Genomic DNA, 17,682 nt, shown 5'->3' with positions numbered 1-17,682 from the left:
TCAGGCCACCCGCGAGAGCGGCTTTTTGGCGCCGTCGAGCCGTTCGATCATGAAGTTGGCGTACCATTCGACGAATTGCATGACGCCGCCTTCGTCCTCCGGCGAATAGGGGCCGGGCTGGTAGGCGGGCGAGCGAATGCCGAAGGCGTTTTCCTCGACGATCCGACGGTCCTGGTCGTTGGTCTCGGTCCAGACATGGGTGAGTTCGTCGAGACGATAGTCGATGCCTTCCACCGCATCCTTGTTGACGAGCCACTTGGTGGTGACCTGGGTCCGTTCGGGGCCGAGCGGGATCACGCGGAAGGTGATGGCATGGTCGGCCAGCACATGGTTCCACGTCGTCGGATAGTGGAAGAGCAGCAGCGTGCCGATATGGCTCTCCAGCACGTCGCTCGACAGCGGGCGCTGGACGGCGCGCGCACCGGACATGGTATAGCTCTCGGCGTCCTGGATGAGCGGCATGCGCGCGGCGCGGAACTGGCCCGTCGGCGACATCCTGAATTCGCTCGGCAGGCCCGCGGCCTCGCATTTCGCCCAGTGCTCGGCGATGACGGGATCGTCCTTGGCGCCCTGCACGCCGGTGGCACTGGGGGCTTCCGGATAGGTGCGGCAGAGTTCCGGATGGTTGGCGGCGCAGTGATAGCACTCGCGGTTGTTTTCCCAGACGAGCTTCCAGTTGCCCTTCTCGATGATCGTGCTTTCGAAGGCGACCTTGGTCTCGCCGAGGCGATGGCGCGCGAGATAGGGCTCGACCAGATTGCGGAAGGCGGAGAAATCCGGCGCCTGATCGGCCAGGCAGATGAAGATGTAGCCGCCGACCGTCTCGCAGTGGATCGGCTTCAGGCTGTGCTGCGTCTTGTCGAAATCCTCGGCCATGTGGCGGGCGAAGAGCAGGGAACCGTCGAGTTCATAGGTCCACTGGTGATAGGGACAGACGAGTTTTGCCGACGTTCCCTTCTGCTGGTTGCAGACGCGCGAGCCGCGGTGGCGACAGGAATTGTGCAGCGCGCGCACCGTGCCCTTGCGGTCGCGCGTGATGACGACGGGATAATCACCGACCTGGACGGTGAAATAATTGCCGGCCTTGGGGATCTCGCAATCATGGCCGATGAACAGCCAGTCGCGATACCAGATCGTCTCCATGTCGAGCTTGTAGTGGTCGGGGTCGATGTAGAAGGCCTGCTCGAGGCTGTAGCCATCGCGCCGGTTCTTGAGCTTGCGGAGCACGTCGCTGCGAATGTCCATGCCGGATCCTCGGATAATCTAAATTGGGGCTGAGGCGCACGGAAGAAGACGGCATCCGGGCGGCGAACCGCACGGAATGCACGCTTCCCAGCCGCCCGCCGCAGCCAGTCACGATCGTTTCTCCAGGCTGGTTTCCGGGCTGAGGAGCGTTCTGCGGGGCATGACCTTGTCGGGTCATTCCTCTTCGAACCGTCGCGGCGCCTTCCCAGACCTCCCGTCCAGTGACGTATGCCGCGTCTTGCTCCAACACCGTTGCGGGGGCAGCGCCGGATTTTAACCGGCTTCCCAATTCTCCAGGCTCCTTTCGGGAACTTGGCACCTTGAGTGTGCTTATCTAACCGCAAGAATCGTCGCGCGACATGTCGAAAAACGACATGCCATCATGATTTGGCGACAGGATTTTCGCGTGGTTAAAAAGCGGAACGCCAAGATTTCTGCATATATGTCAGGGTGATATGCCTAGCTTTGCGGCAGGGTGCCCATCCCCTTGGCAGTTTGCTGCTCACGATCATGCGCTTGTCATATTGCGACCCGGTGCCCTTGCCTGCAAGGAATGGGGAGCGGACAGGAAAGGATTGTTTAACGTCGTTTGCATAAACTTCCCAGCGATCAAGGCGCTAGGATGGGGTGCTCGCCACGTGCAGCAGACGAAGTTCCGATATTACGACGCCGTCGCCTACAAGCGCGCGAACCCGCCCAAATCCGCCGTGCACACGGAATTCCTGCGCACCGGCCGCATCGATCGCAACCTCGACTGGCTGCCGAGCGAGAAGCGCTACCTCACCTACCAGGAGGTGGCCGAGCGAACGGGCCGCAAGCTGGAGCGAGCTGGCACAGTCACGCATGACCGCATCAACGGCTTCCACCGGTCGATCCAGTTTCCCAAGCTGATCTTCCACCGCACGCTCGCCCACACGCCGCATCTCGGCTATTGCCACATCACCGTCGCCAATTCGCGTTTTGCCGAATTCGAGAGCGTGCAATGGGCCTTCTACATGGCAAACTTCTTTGCCGACATCGGCGACGAGGAGCAGTTCTTCGCCGGCATTTCGCAGAAGCCCGGCCGCATGTATTTCGCCGTCGCCATCGTGCCGGGCGAGGAGGAAGGCCGCTTGCAGATCGACCGCAAGGTGCGCGGCAACGGCGTGATTTTCCGCACGGACGACCCTGCCCTTGCCATGAAGAACGTGCTGATGCTCGGCGCGCGCGACGAAGCGCTCCGCAAGATCATCCGCGCCATTTGAAGCTAGAACGCATGTCGTTATCGCAAAACCGCTGCACACTTTTGCGCGACATGCTTTAGGCTCTATACAGCAGCCATTCCTTGCCCGCCGGCACTTCGTCGCCGCGGCCGTAGACGATCACGAGATCCCCGCCCGCCCCCTTTGCCTCCGCAAGCGCCCGTTCGCAGGCGGACGAGATGTCGAGCGCGCTGTCGGCGCGGTCCGACATGCAGACGCCCGCCGAAAGGGTCAGGTGGCCGAGGTTGCGGCCGGTGCGCGGATCACGCAGCGCCATCGTCTGGAAGGCGGCGCGCAGCAGGTCGATCAGCCGCGTCACCTCGCTTTCGTCGGCGGTGTGGAACAGGAAGCCGAAGCGCAGGCCATCGATGCGCACGGCAAGCTCGCCGGCCGGGAAGACCTGGCGGATCAGCCCGCCGTAGAAGCTCACGAGATGCTCCGACAGGGCTTCGATCTGGGCGGGCGAGAAGCGGCGGTCGGCATCGACCTCCGCGACGGCGACGCCGCAGAGCATCGGCAGGTCCGGATTGGAATAGATGCGGGCGAGCGCCTTGTTGAAGGCGCGGCGGTTGCCGAGCTTGGTCGGCGGATCGACGAATTTCATCGCCTCGAACTCCGCCATCTCCTTCTGGATGCCGTCCATGATGGCCGATTGCGCGGCGACCTTTTCCGCCATTTCCGCCGTGTGGGTGACGCGCAGCTCGGTCGCCCGCTGAAGGGCTTCGAGCGACGAGCCGAGCGCGCCCTCGCCCGCCGCGCTGCGGATGACCTGCGAGGCCTCACCGATCAGGCGGCCATAGTCGGACAGCGACGTGCGCTCCTGGCTGAGCAGCTCCATGAAATTGCCCATCTCGCTGCTGATCGCGCCGGCGGAGCGTTGCAGCACGCTCGCCTCGTGCTGGTGCGGCAGGTATTTGCGCCCGAGCTCGTCGAGGGCTGCCTGCGTCTTGTATTTGCCGAGCGCGATGAAATCGCGCACCAGATCCGGGTTGCAGCCGGCATAGGCCTCGTAGACCAGCTCGTAATTGCGCGGCAGGCCATCGATGCCCATCTGCTTCATGGCGGTTGCGACGCGGAGCGCGATATCGGTCGTCGAGGATTTCTTGTGAGCCATCAATGCGGGACCTGTGTGCGGGACTTTTCACCCCTTCGTAACAGCCCCCGCTTTCAGTCGCTCTAATCGGGTCGCTCGCATTTTAGGGAAACCGCCGGCCCTTGGCATTTCCCGGCAAAGGGCGGTAAAGGAGGCCGGGAGTGACGGAAGGGCAAGATGGCAGATATCGTGGATACGCGGACGGAACCGGAGGTGGCACTTGCCCGGGCGTGCGAGGTGCTCGGCCGCGGCGTGCCGGTCGCCATTCCCACCGAGACGGTCTATGGCCTCGCCGCCGACGCCACCAATCCGCTGGCCATCACCCGCATCTATGAAATGAAGGGCCGGCCGCGCTTCAATCCGCTGATCTGCCACATGGCCGACCTAACCATGGCGGAACGGCATGCGGTCTTCGATCCGCTGTCGCGACAGATCGCCGAGGCCTTCTGGCCCGGCCCGCTGACGCTGGTGCTGCCGATCCGGCCGGACAGCGCCATCCATCCGCTCGCCCGCGCCGGGCTCGACACGGTCGGCATTCGCGTGCCGGCGGGTTTTTCGAGCCGGCTGCTCGCCGCCTTCGGCCGGCCGCTGGCGGCCCCGAGCGCCAATACGTCCGGCCGCATCAGCCCGACCACTGCCCGCCACGTCGCCGAGGATTTTGGCGCGAAGCTGGAGCTGGTGCTGGATGCGGGGCCGGCCGTCGTCGGCCTCGAATCCACCATCCTCAAGGTCGAGGGCGAGACGATCCGGCTGCTCCGACCCGGCGGGCTCGATGCCGCGGAGGTCGAACGCATCACCGGCCGCCCGGTGCTGCGCAACGACAAGGCCGGCGCGACGATCGAGGCGCCGGGCATGCTCGCCTCGCATTATGCGCCCGATGCGCCCGTGCGACTCGATGCCCGCGAGGTGCGGCCGGGCGAGGTGCTGATCCGCTTCGGCGGCACACCGCTGCCGGGCGAAGCCGACGCGGCGCTCGTGCTGGATCTGAGCCCGGGCGGCGATCTCGCGGAAGCGGCGGCCAATCTCTTCGGCTATATGAAACAGGCGGATGCGACGGGTGCTGCCGCCATCGCCTTTTCGCCGATCCCCTCGACCGGCCTCGGCGAGGCGATCAACGACCGTTTACAGCGCGCCGCCGCACCCCGCGGCTAGAGGAATAGACGATGGTCCAGGCAAAGCTTTCCCCCGATCTCATCGCCCGCTTCGCCGCCATCACCGGCCCGGCCTATGCGCTCGTCGAGGACGGGGATATCGCGCCCTATCTCGTCGAAAGCCGTGGGCTTTACCACGGCACGTCGCCGCTGGTGCTGCGCCCCGGTTCGGTCGCCGAGGTTTCGGCCATCCTGGCGCTCGCCACTGAGACGCGCACGGCGATCGTGCCGCAGGGCGGCAATACCGGCCATGTCGGCGGTGCCGCGCCGCGCGAGGGAGAAGCCGATGTCGTGCTGTCGCTGTCCCGGCTCAACCGCATCCGCGATGTCGATCCAGTCGGCAATGTTATCGTCGCCGATGGCGGCGCCGTGCTGGCGGAGATCCAGAAAGCGGCCGAGGCGGTCGACCGGCTGTTTCCGCTGTCGCTCGGCTCGGAAGGCTCGTGCCAGATCGGCGGCAACCTCTCCACCAATGCCGGCGGCACGGCGGTGCTCGCCTATGGCAACATGCGCCAGCTCTGCCTAGGCCTCGAAGTCGTGCTGCCGACCGGCGAGGTCTGGAACGGGCTGCGCCGCCTCAAGAAGGACAATACGGGCTACGACCTGCGCGATCTCTTCATCGGCGCGGAAGGCACGCTCGGCGTCATCACAGGGGCGGTTCTCAAGCTCTTTCCGCGGCCGCTCGGCCATGAGGTCGCCTTTGCCGGGGTGAAATCTGTCGCGGACGCGCTCACCCTTTTCGAACGCGCCTCCAGCCGCTGCGGCCATGCCCTTACCGGCTTCGAACTTATGCCGCGTCTCGGCGTCGAGTTCACCACGCGCCACATTCCCGGCGTGCGCGATCCGCTCGCCACCCCGCACGACTGGTATGTGCTGGTCGACATCTCGACCTCGGATGCCGCGGAAACGGCGACGCGCATGATGGAAGCGCTGCTGGCCGAAGGCATCGAGGCCGGGCTGGTGGAGGATGCGGTGATCGCGTCGAGCGAGGAGCAGCGCCGGGCGCTCTGGCACATGCGCGAGAACATGTCGCCGGCGCAAAAGCCCGAGGGCGGCTCGATCAAGCACGACGTCTCCGTGCCGGTCTCGGCCATTCCGGCCTTCATGGCTGAGGCCGACGCGGCGGTGATGGCGGCCATTCCGGGCGCGCGCATCTGCTCCTTCGGCCATATGGGCGACGGCAACATTCACTACAACATCTCGCAGCCGGTCGGCGCCGACAAGCAGGCGTTCCTCGACCGCTGGAGCGAGATAAACCACCTCGTGCACGGCATCGTGCTCAGCTACAACGGCTCGATTTCCGCCGAACACGGCATCGGCCAATTGAAGCGGGATGAACTGGCCGCAGTGCGCGAGCCGATAGAGATGGACCTGATGCGCCGGGTGAAACGATCTTTCGACCCCGCCGGCATCATGAATCCCGGCAAGGTCGTCAAAGTTTAAGAGCCGCCGGTGCGCAGTTGCGCCAGCGACATCATCAGGTCGGCGCTGATGCCTGCGGAGCCGGTGCCGTTCAGCACGGAGAGCGCCGGATCGACGGTGGTCTGGTTGTCCAGGTCGTAGAGCACGGCGAACTTGACGATCATCTTGGAGACCTTCTCCGGGTCCTGCAGGTCCTCAAGTTCCAGATAGCGCTCGATCATGCTGGCCTGGGCGTCGATGTCGGCGCTGCCGATCTCGTCCGGCAGCTGGTAGATCGTCTTGAAGACCTCGAACAGCGCGTCGTCGGCGAGCAGGTCGTAGGGGCTTGAGATGGTTTCCGCCTTGCGCTCGAAATAAAGCGCCAGGCGCACGCCGGCATTGTCGTTGCCGGCCTCCTCTTCCAGTTTCTGGCGCACATAGCTGTCGAGCGTCTCGTAGATGCCGCGGCGCGACTGGATCTGCGCGTCGTCCGGACGCTCGACCAGGCCCTCAGCATTGAAGTTGAACGAGGCGACGAGCTTGCGGTAGTCGCGATCCGCTTGCTGGTTGACGAAGCTCTTCGGGTCGTCGAGGTCGGAGGTGAAGATCTTTGCCATGAACTCAGCATCGACGCTTTCCGGGTCGATGCCGTTGGCCGTCAGCACGAAGGCGACGAGGCGCGGATCGGCGAGGAATTCCTTGACCGATTCCACCTTCTGCATCTGCACGGAGTAATATTTCGCCTCTTCCTCGGCAAGCGTGCGGTCGTCCTCCGTTCCGAAACGGGATTTCTCCACCACATAGGCGCGCGACATCACCAGGATCTCGGCCTCGGATTGTGCCAGCTTCGGCACGGTGATGTTGCCGTCCGACCCGAAATTGAACGCCTTGGCGAGTTCGACGTAACGCTCGTCCTTCAGCTGGTACACATAGCTCTTCGGATCGTTGAGGTCGCTTTTCAGCACGTTCTTGATCGTCAGCGGCGTCACCTTGGCCGGATCGAGGCCGAAGGCTTTCAACGCGAAGTCGTAGATCGTTGCCTCGCCGACGAAGTCCTGCACGGTCTTCACCGCGCCGATCTGGCTCTTGAAGCGGTTGACCGCAAGCTCGTCCGCCTCGTCGTCGACGTCGTTGTAGCGGATCATGTAATTGTTGGCGGTCGTCGTGGTCTGCGCGGCCGTCTGCGGCGTGTCGCCGGGCGCAAGCGTGCCGTCCTGCTGGAAGTTGAAGGCGGCGCGCAGCGCCTTGTACTGCTCCTTGTCGGAACCGCCGAAGAGGTTGATGTAGCTCGTCGGATTGTTCGGGTCCGGATCGCTCTCGATGATGTTGCGGATCGTCAGGTTGGTGACGGCCGGCTTGTCGAGCCCGAAGGCAACCTTGAGATAGGAGACCAGGCGCGGGTCGTTGGCAATCTCGTCAGTCGTGGTGATGCTGGCGATACGGCTTTCGAAATAATCGCGGTGGATCAGTGCCGCCGCCGTCGTCACGCGTGGATTGGAGAGCGTATAGAGCTCCTTCGTGCTGGTCTTCTGGCTATCGGTCTGCACCGTGCCGGCGACCGCCGTGCCATCCGACTCGAAATTATAGGCCAAGGCGAGCACCTGGTACTTGTCGACATTGGCAAGCACGCCGTTCTGGCTGGCGATTTCCGCTTTCAGCGCGGCGATGCGCGCGGCAGCCTCAGAACGCGGAACGAGCACCGCATCGAGATCGGCGACGGCAACCTGCTTGTCCGCCAGCTCCGTCTGGTATTCCGCCCGCCGGGTCTGGAAGAGCGTGATCTCCGCCCGCTTGCCATCGATGATTTCCTCCAGCTCCGCAGCCGGCAGGCCATTGGGATTGGTGGAGAGCGTGGCGATCTCGGCTTCGAGCGCGGTGATGCGCGTCTGCATCGCCGGAATATCGGTTTGCAGCTTGGTGATGCGCTTCAGATGGCTCTCGCGCAGTTCCAGCGGCTCCAGCGCGTCGCTTGCCGCCTGGCGCGCCGCCAGGGCATCCGCCGCCCGGCCGCCGAACTGGGTGTTGAAGAAGCTGTTCGGGTCGTCGAGGTCGCTCGTCAGCACGTTGCGGATCGTCTGGCGCGAATAGGTATCCGCGTTGATGCCGAACGCGGTCAGCATGTAGTTGCGCAGGCGATCATTGTTCAGCAGCTGGTCGACGCTCGTCACGCCGTCGATGACGGCATCGTAATAGCGCGTCTCCTCCTTGATCGCCGTGCCGGCATTGGCGGCGGTCGAGGAATAGAGGCCGATGATTTCGTCGAGCTGCACTTCGGTCTGGGCGGTCGCGGCCGTCGAGGCCTCGAAGCTGAAGGCGTTGGCGAAGGTGCGGTAGCGCTCGTCGGTCAACAGGTTGACGAAGCTGTTGGCGTCGGAGAGATCGCTTTCCAGCACCTTGCGCATGAAGGCCTTGGCGTAGGTCATCTCCTCCAGGCCATGCGCCTTCATGGCATAGGTATAGAGCCGGTAGTCGTCGAGGAACTCGTCGACCGAGGTGACCTTGCCGATCGTCTCCTTGTAATAGGCCGTGTCGCGCGCATTGACCGTTTCGTTCGCGGTGCGGTCCAGCGACGTCAGCATGTCGCGCGTGATGAGGTTGTAACTCGTGTAGGTGGACAGCATCGAAAGCTCTCTTTTCCGGGCGCGGGCAGGCCGATCGAAGGCCATTTTCGCGCGCGAGGCTTGTCCCGGCCTGTCGGGGGCGTGGCACAGATTGGCCGGCCCGCGTTCACCTCTCCTAAACCCTGCGCCGTGGAGTTTTGCTAACCATCAGGAACTGCAAAGTTTTCTTAACCGCAATTTTTAAGCGGCTCGGAAGGGGCCGCGCCTATTCTCGCCCTCAGAGGACGAAAAGTCCCGATGAGAAGACCGGACACCGGCTCTCAAGGAAAACAAGGGCGAAAGACATGCTGAATACCGTTTCCAAGCCGGCCTGGGCCGGCACCACGCTCCGGCTCGACCCCAAGCGCTTTCCGCAGCAGGTGACATTCGAGCTGCGCGCCGAGGGAACCAATGCCACGATCACGCTCGACGAACGCGGCGCCGTGCTGCGCAAGGTGCTACCGTCGAGCGGCCTGCCGCTCTCGATAGCCCTGCCGCCCCGCGCCTTCAAGGGCGTGGCCGCCCGCGCCATCGATCACGGCAACGGCCAGGTCACCGTCACCCTCGAACTGCACCACGACGACCCGGACCTCTGCATCCCGCTGCTCGTGGCGCACGATCTCTGCGATATCGCCGCCGACTGGCGCAGCTGGGCCGAGGCCTATCGCATTCCGATGCTGATGGTCGAGGCCGACGGCATCGCGCGGCCGCTCGACGACAACCTGACGGTCGGCAGCCGCCCTGCAAAACCCCGCCGCCGCCACTCGTTCTTCGCCGATCGCCGCCCGCGCTTCCTCGTGCGCCGCACCACCGGCAAGCTCGGCGTGCAGATGAAGATCAACGGCCGGGAGATCACCGCCCGCAGTTGAGCCTGCAATGAAAGAATGACCTCCAAGAAGCCGGCCGTCCCCTGCGGCCGGCTTTTTCGTGCGCCTGTTCCCCTGTTCCCTCAGGAACACTTTTCACGCCGCCATCGTGGGAAACAGCTTCCAACAGACCGGCCCAGACCGGCACCGCGAAGCAAGGGACAGATCGCCATGGCAAAGTTCATCACCACCCTCCTCGGCCGCATCCGCACCGGCGAGAGCGCCACCACCGAACGCGCCCGCCCGCCGCGCCGCGGCTTCGAGATCGCCCCGCACCCCTCCATGCTCCGCCGCCTGGAAGACCGCCCGCAGACGGGCGCCCGGGCACCGCGGCACCGCTAAAGGTCAGGCAAACGGGATCGCGATCGTCAGGGCGAGGAAGAGGCAGAGGCCGACCACACCGTTGAACTTGAAGAGTGCGAGGCACTGTTCGGGGTCGTCGATGTCGAGGGTGGCGATCTGCCAGGCGAGCATGAGGGCCGCGATGGCGAGGCCGAGCCAGGCGACGAGGCCGATGCCGGCGAACCAGAAGGACAGCGCGACCAGCACGACGGTCAGGCCGTAGAGGCCGATCAGCCATTGCGCCGTGCGCTCGCCGAACAGGCGCGCGGTGGAGCGCACGCCGATCAGCGCATCGTCTTCCTTGTCCTGGTGGGCGTAGATCGTGTCGTAGCCGATCGTCCAGGCGATGGCGGCGATATAGAGCGCGACGGAGGCGCTCGACACTTCCGCGAATTCTGCCGCCCAGCCCATCAGCGCCCCCCAGGAGAAGGCCATGCCGAGGAAGAATTGCGGCCAGTCGGTAAAGCGCTTGGCGAAGGGATAGATCGCGACGATGGCGAGCGAGGCGACACCGAGCAGGATCGTGAACAGATTGAACTGCAGGAGCACGACGAGGCCGACGAGGGCCTGCAGGCCCATGAAGATCTTCGCCTGCCGGCGCGTGACGCGGCCGGACGGCAGCGGGCGCGAGCGGGTGCGGGCGACGGCCTGGTCGATTTCGTGGTCGACGAGGTCGTTATAGGTGCAGCCGGCGCCGCGCATGGCGACGGCACCGACGAAAAACAGGAAGAGCTGGGTGAGGAAGCGCACGGTGTCGAAGGTACCGATCGCTGCCGAGACATTGGCCGCCAGCGCCGTCGACCAGAGGCAGGGCAAAAGCAGAAGCTGCCAGCCGATCGGCCGGTCCCAGCGCGCGAGCTGCGCATAGGGCCAGGCGCCGCGTGGCAGCACGCGGTAGACCCAGTTTCTGGACGGCGCGTCGGCGACGCGGCCGGAATCGGAGGGAGAGCTGATCATATCCCTCAATCGCAAGCGGCACCGCGCGGGTCAAGCCGGCGCGGTGCCGCAGCGCTCAAGGCACCGTAAAATCGAAGCGGTAGGTGGCGGACAGGCCGATCAGCAGCTGGTCGCGGTCGCCGCGCTCTTTGACGAGGCTGGACTTGGCCGCGTCGCCGACGAGGCGCTTGTATTCGGCAAAGGCGCTCGTTTCGATCTTCTCGTTGACCTGCCAGGTGATCGCCGCACCCGCGCCGACGGAATGGATGCCGCCGTCCGGATCGTAGGCGGCGAGGCCGGATTTGGCGACCTGGTTGCGGTTCACGCCGTAATAGGTGTCCATATAGTCGTTCGAGGCGAGCGTCACGCGGGGGCCTGCGGAAATGCGCACGTCCGGCCGCACGTCGACGAAGGCGTCCGCGGCAACATCGGCGACGATGCCGTCATGGCTGCGGATACCGTGGCGCACTTCGCCGCGCACGCGCAGCCAGTCGGTCGGGTAGGCTTCGGCGAAGCCGCCGAGTTCGCCGCCGAACTTCACCGGCGTCAGGCCGCGCAGGTCCTTCGAATCGTCGTCGTCACGCGGCATGATGAGCTTGCCGGTGGCGCCCGCACGAAAACCGCCATTGTCGATCAAGGCGAAGGACGGGTTGTCGTTGCGCGAGGAGAAACGCACCGTGCTGCCGGCCTTGCCGAGCGAGATCATCGGGGTGACCTGGAACAGGTATTTTTTCGCGCCCTCGTAGCGCGGCGCGGCAAAGCCGGCAGCGCCGACCTTCAGATACCAATCCCCGGACCAGAAATAACCGCCTTCGCCGGCAAGGGCCGAAACGGGCGCAAAAAGGAGAGCGGCCGCAGTCATTGCGGTCGAAACACGGATACTCAAAACACAATCCTCGCTTCACCGGCAGGTCCGCCGCGGGCTGCCGAAACCTTTGATTGCGTCAACATTAGCCCCCTTTCATTACCGTTTCGCTAACCATCCGCCGGGTCGGTCGATAGGAACGATTCGCCCCAGTCTGCGTTTTCTGCGAGACGAAACAAGGAGTTTCCCGATGACCGTCAGCACGATGGAACTGAAGCTGCAGGCAATCCGCTCCGACGAGGGGCTTTCGCGCAAGGAGAAGATAGCCCAGCTGGAAAAGCTGCGCACCGAGGCCCGCGCCCTGCAACGCGCCGCCAGCGAAAGCGCGATGGTGGAGGATGACGGCTGGTACGAGGACGTGCACCTGATCGACACCGAGCTTGAAAATCTCGGCCGGGGCACACCGGAAAAGGGCGCGGCGACGCTCTGACGCCGCGCAACCCTTGACCTTTCAGCCCCATCCCCTTAACCCGCCAACAACCAAGGACGGATCGAGGGTATGGGCATGAAGGTTCTGTTGATCGGATCGGGCGGACGCGAGCACGCTCTGGCCTGGAAGCTGGCGCAATCCCCCCTCCTCACCACGCTCTATGCCGCCCCCGGCAATCCCGGCATCGCCGAATGCGCGACGCTCGTTTCCCTCAATATCGACGACCACGCCGCCGTCTCCGCCTTCTGCAAGGAAAACGGCGTGACCTTCCTGGTGGTCGGGCCGGAAGCGCCGCTGGTCGCGGGCATTGCCGATGCGCTTCGCGCTGACGGCATCGATGTCTTCGGCCCGTCGGCCGCCGCGGCACAGCTCGAAGGCTCCAAGGGTTTTACCAAGGACCTCTGCGCCAAATACGACATTCCAACCGGCGCCTATCAGCGTTTCACCGATGCCGCCGCCGCCAAGGCCTATGTCGAGGCGGAGGGTGCGCCGATCGTCATCAAGGCCGACGGGCTTGCCGCCGGCAAGGGCGTGACGGTCGCCATGACGCTCGACGAGGCGCTGGCCGCCGTTGCCGACTGCTTTGATGGCGCCTTTGGCGCGGCGGGTGCGGAAGTCGTGGTGGAAGCCTTCCTCGATGGCGAGGAGGCGAGCTTCTTCTGCCTCTGCGACGGCGTGAACGCGCTGCCGCTCGCCTCTGCGCAGGACCACAAGCGCGTTGGCGACGGCGATACCGGCCCCAACACCGGCGGCATGGGCGCCTATTCGCCGGCCCCCGTCATGACGCCGGAGATGGTCGCGCGCACGATGCAGGAGATCATCGAGCCGACGATCCGCGGCATGGCGGCGGATGGCCATGCGTTCCAGGGCGTGCTCTTCGCCGGACTGATGATCACCGCCAAAGGCCCCGAGCTCATCGAATACAATGTGCGGTTCGGCGATCCGGAATGCCAGGTGCTGATGATGCGGCTCGAAAGCGATCTGCTGCCCATCCTGCATGCGGCTGCCACCGGCCGGCTCGACACGGTTTCCGCCGCCTGGCGCGACGCCCCGGCGCTCACCGTCGTCATGGCCTCCAAGGGTTATCCCGGCGCTTACGAGAAGAACACGCCGATCCTCTCGCTGCCGGCCGATGACGCTGCCACGAAAGTGTTTCATGCCGGCACAGGCCTGAAGGACGGCCAGCTCGTCGCGACCGGCGGGCGCGTGCTCAACGTCACGGCCGTCGCACCGACGGTCGCCGAGGCGCAAAAGGCGGCTTACCAGGCGCTCGACCGGGTGGAATGGCAGAATGGTTTCTGCCGCCGCGACATCGGCTGGCGCGCCGTCGAGCGTGAAAACGGCTGAATCCGGCCCATAAAAAACGCGTGGTCGTTCAAAGTTTACCATTTCCCCTGACGGGACCGTAACCGGCGGGCGCTATTCTTCCCTCAACCCTGAGGGAGAACCGTTTCATGCGTACCCTGCTGCCGACCCTTGCCCTGATGCTTCTCGCCGCCCCGGCCTTTGCGGGTTCGATCGAACCGCTCGCCAGCGCCACCGCCGACGGCACCAGCGTCGCGACGATCCGCTGCGAGGATTGCCCGGCGCTGAAGCCGAAGGCCAAATCCGCCACCTACCATGTCGACGCCATCGAGCCCGGCACGCAAAAAGTGGAGATCCGCGAGCAGAACGGCGAACGCAAGATGTTCCGCACCGAAGCCTGGATGGGCGGCTCGCCCGTGCTCTTCGTGAGCAAGGCCCCGGCCGAGACGGTGCAGGCTGCCGACGCCGAAACGCCGCTGGACGAGAAGGCGACGGCGACGGAAACCGTCGATGCGGGCGCGAAGACCGGCGCGCTCGACGGCACTGCCGCCCGCGACGCGGCGACGGCCGCGATGGCGACTTCACGGGAGTTTGATCCGGCAGGGTTTGAACTTCGCCTCAACTGACCGCATACTGCAGACCCCTGCCTCTCAGTCCCTCCAGGCTGACAGGAATCCGCGAAAGCGGACGTTTTGCGCCCCTGACCTCAAGCGGGGGCGCAATCGTGTCGGCCGGCCTCTCCCAAATCGCTGACGAGCTGGTCGACCTCACGGTCGGAATAGACGGCGATGCCGTTGCGGCGCAAAAGCGCTGCCGTCACCCCCTGCCCCGCATGCCTTATACCTGAAAAGCTGCCGTCATAGACGAAGCTGGAGCCGCAGGACGGGCTGCCGTCGATCAAGAGCGCATGCAAGCAGCCGTTTTCCCGCGCCACGTCGAGCGCGATGCGCGCGCCGTCGATATAGGCCGCCGAAACATCCCCTCCGGAAACCTCCAGCACGCGCGCCCGCCCGTCGAGCACGTCGTCGCCATCGAGCCCCGCTTCGATCTCCGCCGGCGGACGTGGCACCTGGAAGCCGCCCGCAAGCTCCGGACAGAGCGTCACCAGCCGCCGCTGCGACCGCCAGCGATCGACGGCGTCATGCAGGAGCGGTTTCGCCGAGCCATTGTAACGGACCGGCAGGCCGGCAAGGCAGGCGCTGATGAGGATTTTTCCCGGCATCAGCGCCTTCCCCTTATCCCGCGATCTTGGAGAAATCCGCCACTGTGCCCGTGGCCGCGCGGATGGCGGCGAGGAGTGCCAGACGGTTGGCGCGAATGGCCGGGTCCTCGTCGTTGACGAGCACGTCGGTGAAGAACTGGTCGACCGGCGCGCGCAGCGCCGAGAGCGCTTCCATGGCGGAGCGGAAGTCCTCACGGGCGACGGCGGCGGCCGCCTCCTTCGAGGCGGTTTCCACGGCGGCGTAGAGCGCCTTTTCGGCGTCGAGCTTCAAGAGATCGGCCGAGACGGCGCCTTCGACGACGGTGCCCTTCTTCTCTTCGGCGGCGAGCAGCTGCGTTGCGCGCTTGGTGCCGGCAAGCAGGTTCTGGCCGTCTTCCGAGGTGATGAACGCCGTCAGCGCTTCGACGCGGCGGGCGACCATCAGCAGGTCGTCGGCCTCCGGCGTCAGCACGGCGTCGATCAGGTCGTGGCGGGCGCCGAGATCGCGGAGGTAGACCTTCAGGCGATCGTGGAAGAAGTGAAGTACCGAGTAGTAGGACGGATACGCGACAAACTTACCATTGTTGAATTTATCGCCTTCAACCAACCGCTCATGCAAAGCGGCTTCTTCCAGAGAAGAACGCCCGTACAAGGGTGATATCGAACCCAACAAAGCGCGAGCATCTTCACGCGCCGCTTGCGGATACCATTCTAGATTGAGTTCAAGAAGTTGTGAGCGCAGGGAAAGCCTAATGCCCCGCTCCAGAAGCATTCGAACCACGCCGAGTGCGGCGCGGCGCAGCGCATAGGGGTCCTTCGAGCCGGTCGGCTTCTCGTCGATCGCCCAGAAGCCCGTCAGCGTATCCAGCTTGTCGGCAAGCGCCACGGTCACGCCGATCTTGTCGCCCGGCAGACGGTCGGAGGGGCCGTTCGGCTTCCAGTGATCCTCGATCGCCTCGGCGACCGCAGCGTCCTCGCCCTGGAGGAGAGCGTATTTGCGGCCCATGATACCCTGGAGTTCGGGGAATTCGCCGACGGCTTCGGTGCGCAGGTCCGCTTTCGCGAGCACCACGGCACGGTCGACGAGCACCAGATCAGCGCCCGTCACCTTGGCGAGTTCGGCAGCGAGCTTACGGATGCGTTCGACGCGCGCACCCTGCGTGCCGAGCTTGGCATGGAAGGTCACGTTCAGCGCGTCGAGCTTCGCCATGCGCTGGTCGAGCGGCTTTGCGAGATCGAGGCCGAACTTTTCGGCCGATGCCTTCAGCGTATCGAGGTCGGGCAGGTCGCGCTGGTCGCGCTGCCAGAAGTGTTTTGCGTCCGACAGGCGGGCGCGCACGACCTTTCCGTTGCCGTGCACGATCTCTTTGCCGCCGTCCTTCGCCTCGATGTTGGAGACGAGGATGAAGTGGTTGGAGAGCGTGTCGGCGCCTGGCTTGCGGGTGACGAAACATTTCTGGTTGGTCTTGATGGTCAGGCGGATGATTTCCGACGGGATCGCCAAGAATTCCTCCTCGAACGTGCCCATCAGCACCTGCGGCCATTCGACGAGGCCGGAGACTTCCTCCAGCAGGCCCTCGTCCTCGACCAGTTCAAGGCCGTTGGCAAAGGCGATGTTGTTGGCGTCCGTCGCGATGATCTGCTTGCGGCGCTCGGCATCGAGCACGACCTTCGCCTTTTCGAGATTGGCGGAATAGTCCTCGAAGCGGCGCACGGTGATCGCGTCCGGCGCATGGAAGCGGTGGCCGTAGGTGACGTTGCCGGCCACGAGCCCGTCGACCTCGAAGGGTACGACGCGCGTCTCTTCCGTCTCCGAGCCGAAGGTGCAGACGATCGATTGCAGCGGGCGCACCCAGCGCAGCGCGCCGGGTTTTGCCGAGGCGGCACCGGAGCGCATCGACTTCGGCCAGGGGAAATTGCGGATGATGCCCGGCATCACCTCGGCGATGATCTCATCGGCCGGCCGGCCCGGCTTGACCGTGTGCGCGACGTAGAAATCGCCCTTCTTGGGATCGCTGTGCACATGGGCCTCAGCGACCGAGGCAAGGCCCGCCTTGCGCAGAAAGCCCTGGATCGCCTGCTCGGGCGCCGAGGTCGCCGGACCCTTGATATCCTCGCGCACATCGCTGGAGCGGGCATTGAGGCCGCGAATATCGAGCGTCAGGCGCCGCGGCGTCCAATATTCGCGCGCACCCTCATAGGTCAGGCCCGCCTCCACCAGCGCGTCCGTGACGAGTTTCTTCAGATCACCCGCCGCCTTGCGCTGCATGCGGGCGGGGATTTCCTCGGAGCGGAGTTCAAGCAGAAGATCGGGCATAAGGGTCACTGACTGGTGGAGTTTTCGACTGGCGGGGACTTAGCAAGCCCCATGCAAAAAGTCATCCAGTGATTGCCCGAAAAGTCGCATATCAGGCCGCGTCGTGAACGGGGATGCGCGCGATGTCGGCCTTCTTGCGTTCGGCCTCGATCTTGAGCTCGTATGCGGTCTGCAAGTTCATCCAGAATTCCGGCGTGGTATCGAAGAATTTCGCAAGACGAAGCGCAGTATCGGACGTTATGCCGACACGGCCTGCAACGATGCGCTCGACACGCGTGCGCGGCACCTTCAGTTTGCCCGCCAGTGCGCCGGCGCTCATCTCCAGCGGCGCCAGATAGAGGTCGTTCAGGATTTCACCCGGATGAATGGGCGGCAATTTTACCGAAATCATGACGTCATTCCTATCTTCAATGGTAGTCGACAATTTCGACATCTTCCGGCCCCGCATCGGTCCATCGAAAACAGATCCGCCATTGCTTGTTGATGCGCACCGAATGCTGGCCGTCCCGATTACCGACCAGTTTTTCCAGCCGATTTCCCGGCGGTGAACGAAGGTCGTCCAGGGTGACCGCTGCGTGCAGCACGGTGAGCAATTGCTGGGCACGTCGAACGAGTTCAGGCGGAAACCCCTTCTTCACCGTGCCGTCGGCGACCGATTCGACAAGCTTCCCCCTGTACGAGCGGATCAT

General features: G+C 64.6%; 17 protein-coding genes and 1 riboswitch. Of the genes, 8 read left to right on the top strand and 9 right to left on the bottom strand.

The window, feature by feature from the left end; genetic code table 11:
* Positions 1–1,245, bottom strand: a complete 1,245-nt coding sequence (locus tag GB927_RS17960; RefSeq protein WP_256118566.1) for an aromatic ring-hydroxylating oxygenase subunit alpha — start codon at positions 1,243–1,245, stop codon at positions 1–3.
* A gap of 108 nt (positions 1,246–1,353) precedes the next feature.
* A riboswitch (cobalamin riboswitch) is annotated at positions 1,354–1,583 on the bottom strand.
* Between the two features lie 300 nt (positions 1,584–1,883).
* On the opposite strand from GB927_RS17960, the gene GB927_RS17955 reads away from it, so the two are divergent.
* Complete coding sequence (locus tag GB927_RS17955) at positions 1,884–2,489, top strand: DUF6656 family protein (RefSeq protein ID WP_256118565.1); 606 nt, start codon at positions 1,884–1,886, stop codon at positions 2,487–2,489.
* Between the two features lie 55 nt (positions 2,490–2,544).
* On the opposite strand, the gene GB927_RS17950 is transcribed toward GB927_RS17955, so the two are convergent.
* On the bottom strand, positions 2,545–3,600 hold the full coding sequence (locus tag GB927_RS17950; protein ID WP_256118564.1) for a GGDEF domain-containing protein: 1,056 nt from the start codon (positions 3,598–3,600) through the stop codon (positions 2,545–2,547).
* A gap of 156 nt (positions 3,601–3,756) precedes the next feature.
* On the opposite strand from GB927_RS17950, the gene GB927_RS17945 reads away from it, so the two are divergent.
* Positions 3,757–4,731, top strand: a complete 975-nt coding sequence (locus GB927_RS17945) for an L-threonylcarbamoyladenylate synthase (protein ID WP_256118563.1) — start codon at positions 3,757–3,759, stop codon at positions 4,729–4,731.
* 11 nt (positions 4,732–4,742) lie between these two features.
* Positions 4,743–6,173 (top strand): FAD-binding oxidoreductase, encoded by a 1,431-nt coding sequence (locus tag GB927_RS17940; RefSeq protein ID WP_256118562.1) that lies wholly within the window; start codon positions 4,743–4,745, stop codon positions 6,171–6,173.
* Here GB927_RS17940 and GB927_RS17935 read toward each other — a convergent pair.
* A complete protein-coding gene (locus GB927_RS17935) occupies positions 6,170–8,752 on the bottom strand; it encodes a DUF1217 domain-containing protein (protein ID WP_256118561.1) in 2,583 nt (860 codons plus the stop codon). The two genes, GB927_RS17940 and GB927_RS17935, sit on opposite strands and share 4 nt — an antisense overlap.
* A gap of 284 nt (positions 8,753–9,036) precedes the next feature.
* Between GB927_RS17935 and GB927_RS17930 the strand changes: the two genes are divergently transcribed.
* Both GB927_RS17930 and GB927_RS17925 read left to right on the top strand, forming a co-directional pair.
* Positions 9,037–9,600 (top strand): DUF6101 family protein, encoded by a 564-nt coding sequence (locus tag GB927_RS17930; protein WP_256118560.1) that lies wholly within the window; start codon positions 9,037–9,039, stop codon positions 9,598–9,600.
* A gap of 168 nt (positions 9,601–9,768) precedes the next feature.
* Entirely contained in the window at positions 9,769–9,939 is a 171-nt protein-coding gene (locus GB927_RS17925) for a hypothetical protein (RefSeq protein WP_256118559.1), read from the top strand.
* A 3-nt stretch (positions 9,940–9,942) separates the two neighbouring features.
* Here GB927_RS17925 and ubiA read toward each other — a convergent pair whose 3' ends face one another.
* Together ubiA and GB927_RS17915 are read right to left on the bottom strand one after the other, a co-directional pair.
* Positions 9,943–10,896 (bottom strand): 4-hydroxybenzoate octaprenyltransferase, encoded by a 954-nt coding sequence (gene ubiA, locus GB927_RS17920; protein WP_256118558.1) that lies wholly within the window; start codon positions 10,894–10,896, stop codon positions 9,943–9,945.
* Between the two features lie 55 nt (positions 10,897–10,951).
* Complete coding sequence (locus GB927_RS17915; RefSeq protein ID WP_256118742.1) at positions 10,952–11,737, bottom strand: MipA/OmpV family protein; 786 nt, start codon at positions 11,735–11,737, stop codon at positions 10,952–10,954.
* Between the two features lie 193 nt (positions 11,738–11,930).
* On the opposite strand from GB927_RS17915, the gene GB927_RS17910 reads away from it, so the two are divergent.
* The 3 genes from GB927_RS17910 to GB927_RS17900 all read left to right on the top strand — a co-directional run bounded on the left by GB927_RS17910 (position 11,931) and on the right by GB927_RS17900 (position 14,101).
* Complete coding sequence (locus GB927_RS17910; protein ID WP_256118557.1) at positions 11,931–12,170, top strand: hypothetical protein; 240 nt, start codon at positions 11,931–11,933, stop codon at positions 12,168–12,170.
* Positions 12,171–12,245: 75 nt separating this feature from the next.
* Positions 12,246–13,517, top strand: a complete 1,272-nt coding sequence (gene purD, locus GB927_RS17905; protein WP_256118556.1) for a phosphoribosylamine--glycine ligase — start codon at positions 12,246–12,248, stop codon at positions 13,515–13,517.
* A 107-nt stretch (positions 13,518–13,624) separates the two neighbouring features.
* Complete coding sequence (locus GB927_RS17900) at positions 13,625–14,101, top strand: plant virulence effector HPE1-like domain-containing protein (protein ID WP_256118555.1); 477 nt, start codon at positions 13,625–13,627, stop codon at positions 14,099–14,101.
* 80 nt (positions 14,102–14,181) lie between these two features.
* Here the strand turns inward: GB927_RS17900 and GB927_RS17895 are convergent, their stop codons facing one another.
* The 4 genes from GB927_RS17895 to GB927_RS17880 form a co-directional block, all read right to left on the bottom strand.
* On the bottom strand, positions 14,182–14,697 hold the full coding sequence (locus GB927_RS17895) for a 2-thiouracil desulfurase family protein (RefSeq protein ID WP_256118554.1): 516 nt from the start codon (positions 14,695–14,697) through the stop codon (positions 14,182–14,184).
* Between the two features lie 13 nt (positions 14,698–14,710).
* Positions 14,711–16,945: a glycine--tRNA ligase subunit beta gene (gene glyS / locus GB927_RS17890; RefSeq protein WP_439655512.1), complete on the bottom strand. Its 2,235-nt coding sequence runs from the start codon at positions 16,943–16,945 to the stop codon at positions 14,711–14,713.
* A gap of 139 nt (positions 16,946–17,084) precedes the next feature.
* Complete coding sequence (locus GB927_RS17885) at positions 17,085–17,384, bottom strand: HigA family addiction module antitoxin (RefSeq protein WP_256118552.1); 300 nt, start codon at positions 17,382–17,384, stop codon at positions 17,085–17,087.
* A 16-nt stretch (positions 17,385–17,400) separates the two neighbouring features.
* Positions 17,401–17,682 carry a type II toxin-antitoxin system RelE/ParE family toxin gene (locus GB927_RS17880; protein WP_256118551.1) on the bottom strand — a complete coding sequence of 94 codons (282 nt, stop codon included), beginning with the start codon at positions 17,680–17,682 and terminating at the stop codon, positions 17,401–17,403.

The organism is Shinella lacus, assembly GCF_010994755.1.
Taxonomy (GTDB): Bacteria; Pseudomonadota; Alphaproteobacteria; order Rhizobiales; family Rhizobiaceae; genus Shinella; species Shinella lacus.
The sequence above is the reverse complement of the archived record's forward strand: the minus strand, read 5'-3'. Positions and strand labels throughout refer to the sequence as shown.

What these genes read in the sequence shown, in the direction of transcription:
- GB927_RS17960 (WP_256118566.1), bottom strand. Translation starts at nt 1,245, where the DNA reads ATGGACATTCGCAGCGACGTGCTCCGCAAGCTCAAGAACCGGCGCGAT.
- GB927_RS17900 (WP_256118555.1), top strand. Translation starts at nt 13,625, where the DNA reads ATGCGTACCCTGCTGCCGACCCTTGCCCTGATGCTTCTCGCCGCCCCG.
- GB927_RS17910 (WP_256118557.1), top strand. Translation starts at nt 11,931, where the DNA reads ATGACCGTCAGCACGATGGAACTGAAGCTGCAGGCAATCCGCTCCGAC.
- GB927_RS17935 (WP_256118561.1), bottom strand. Translation starts at nt 8,752, where the DNA reads ATGCTGTCCACCTACACGAGTTACAACCTCATCACGCGCGACATGCTG.
- GB927_RS17880 (WP_256118551.1), bottom strand. Translation starts at nt 17,682, where the DNA reads ATGATCCGCTCGTACAGGGGGAAGCTTGTCGAATCGGTCGCCGACGGC.
- GB927_RS17945 (WP_256118563.1), top strand. Translation starts at nt 3,757, where the DNA reads ATGGCAGATATCGTGGATACGCGGACGGAACCGGAGGTGGCACTTGCC.
- GB927_RS17895 (WP_256118554.1), bottom strand. Translation starts at nt 14,697, where the DNA reads ATGCCGGGAAAAATCCTCATCAGCGCCTGCCTTGCCGGCCTGCCGGTC.
- GB927_RS17940 (WP_256118562.1), top strand. Translation starts at nt 4,743, where the DNA reads ATGGTCCAGGCAAAGCTTTCCCCCGATCTCATCGCCCGCTTCGCCGCC.
- GB927_RS17930 (WP_256118560.1), top strand. Translation starts at nt 9,037, where the DNA reads ATGCTGAATACCGTTTCCAAGCCGGCCTGGGCCGGCACCACGCTCCGG.
- GB927_RS17925 (WP_256118559.1), top strand. Translation starts at nt 9,769, where the DNA reads ATGGCAAAGTTCATCACCACCCTCCTCGGCCGCATCCGCACCGGCGAG.
- GB927_RS17915 (WP_256118742.1), bottom strand. Translation starts at nt 11,737, where the DNA reads ATGACTGCGGCCGCTCTCCTTTTTGCGCCCGTTTCGGCCCTTGCCGGC.
- purD (WP_256118556.1), top strand. Translation starts at nt 12,246, where the DNA reads ATGAAGGTTCTGTTGATCGGATCGGGCGGACGCGAGCACGCTCTGGCC.
- glyS (WP_439655512.1), bottom strand. Translation starts at nt 16,945, where the DNA reads ATGCAGCGCAAGGCGGCGGGTGATCTGAAGAAACTCGTCACGGACGCG.
- ubiA (WP_256118558.1), bottom strand. Translation starts at nt 10,896, where the DNA reads ATGATCAGCTCTCCCTCCGATTCCGGCCGCGTCGCCGACGCGCCGTCC.
- GB927_RS17885 (WP_256118552.1), bottom strand. Translation starts at nt 17,384, where the DNA reads ATGATTTCGGTAAAATTGCCGCCCATTCATCCGGGTGAAATCCTGAAC.
- GB927_RS17950 (WP_256118564.1), bottom strand. Translation starts at nt 3,600, where the DNA reads ATGGCTCACAAGAAATCCTCGACGACCGATATCGCGCTCCGCGTCGCA.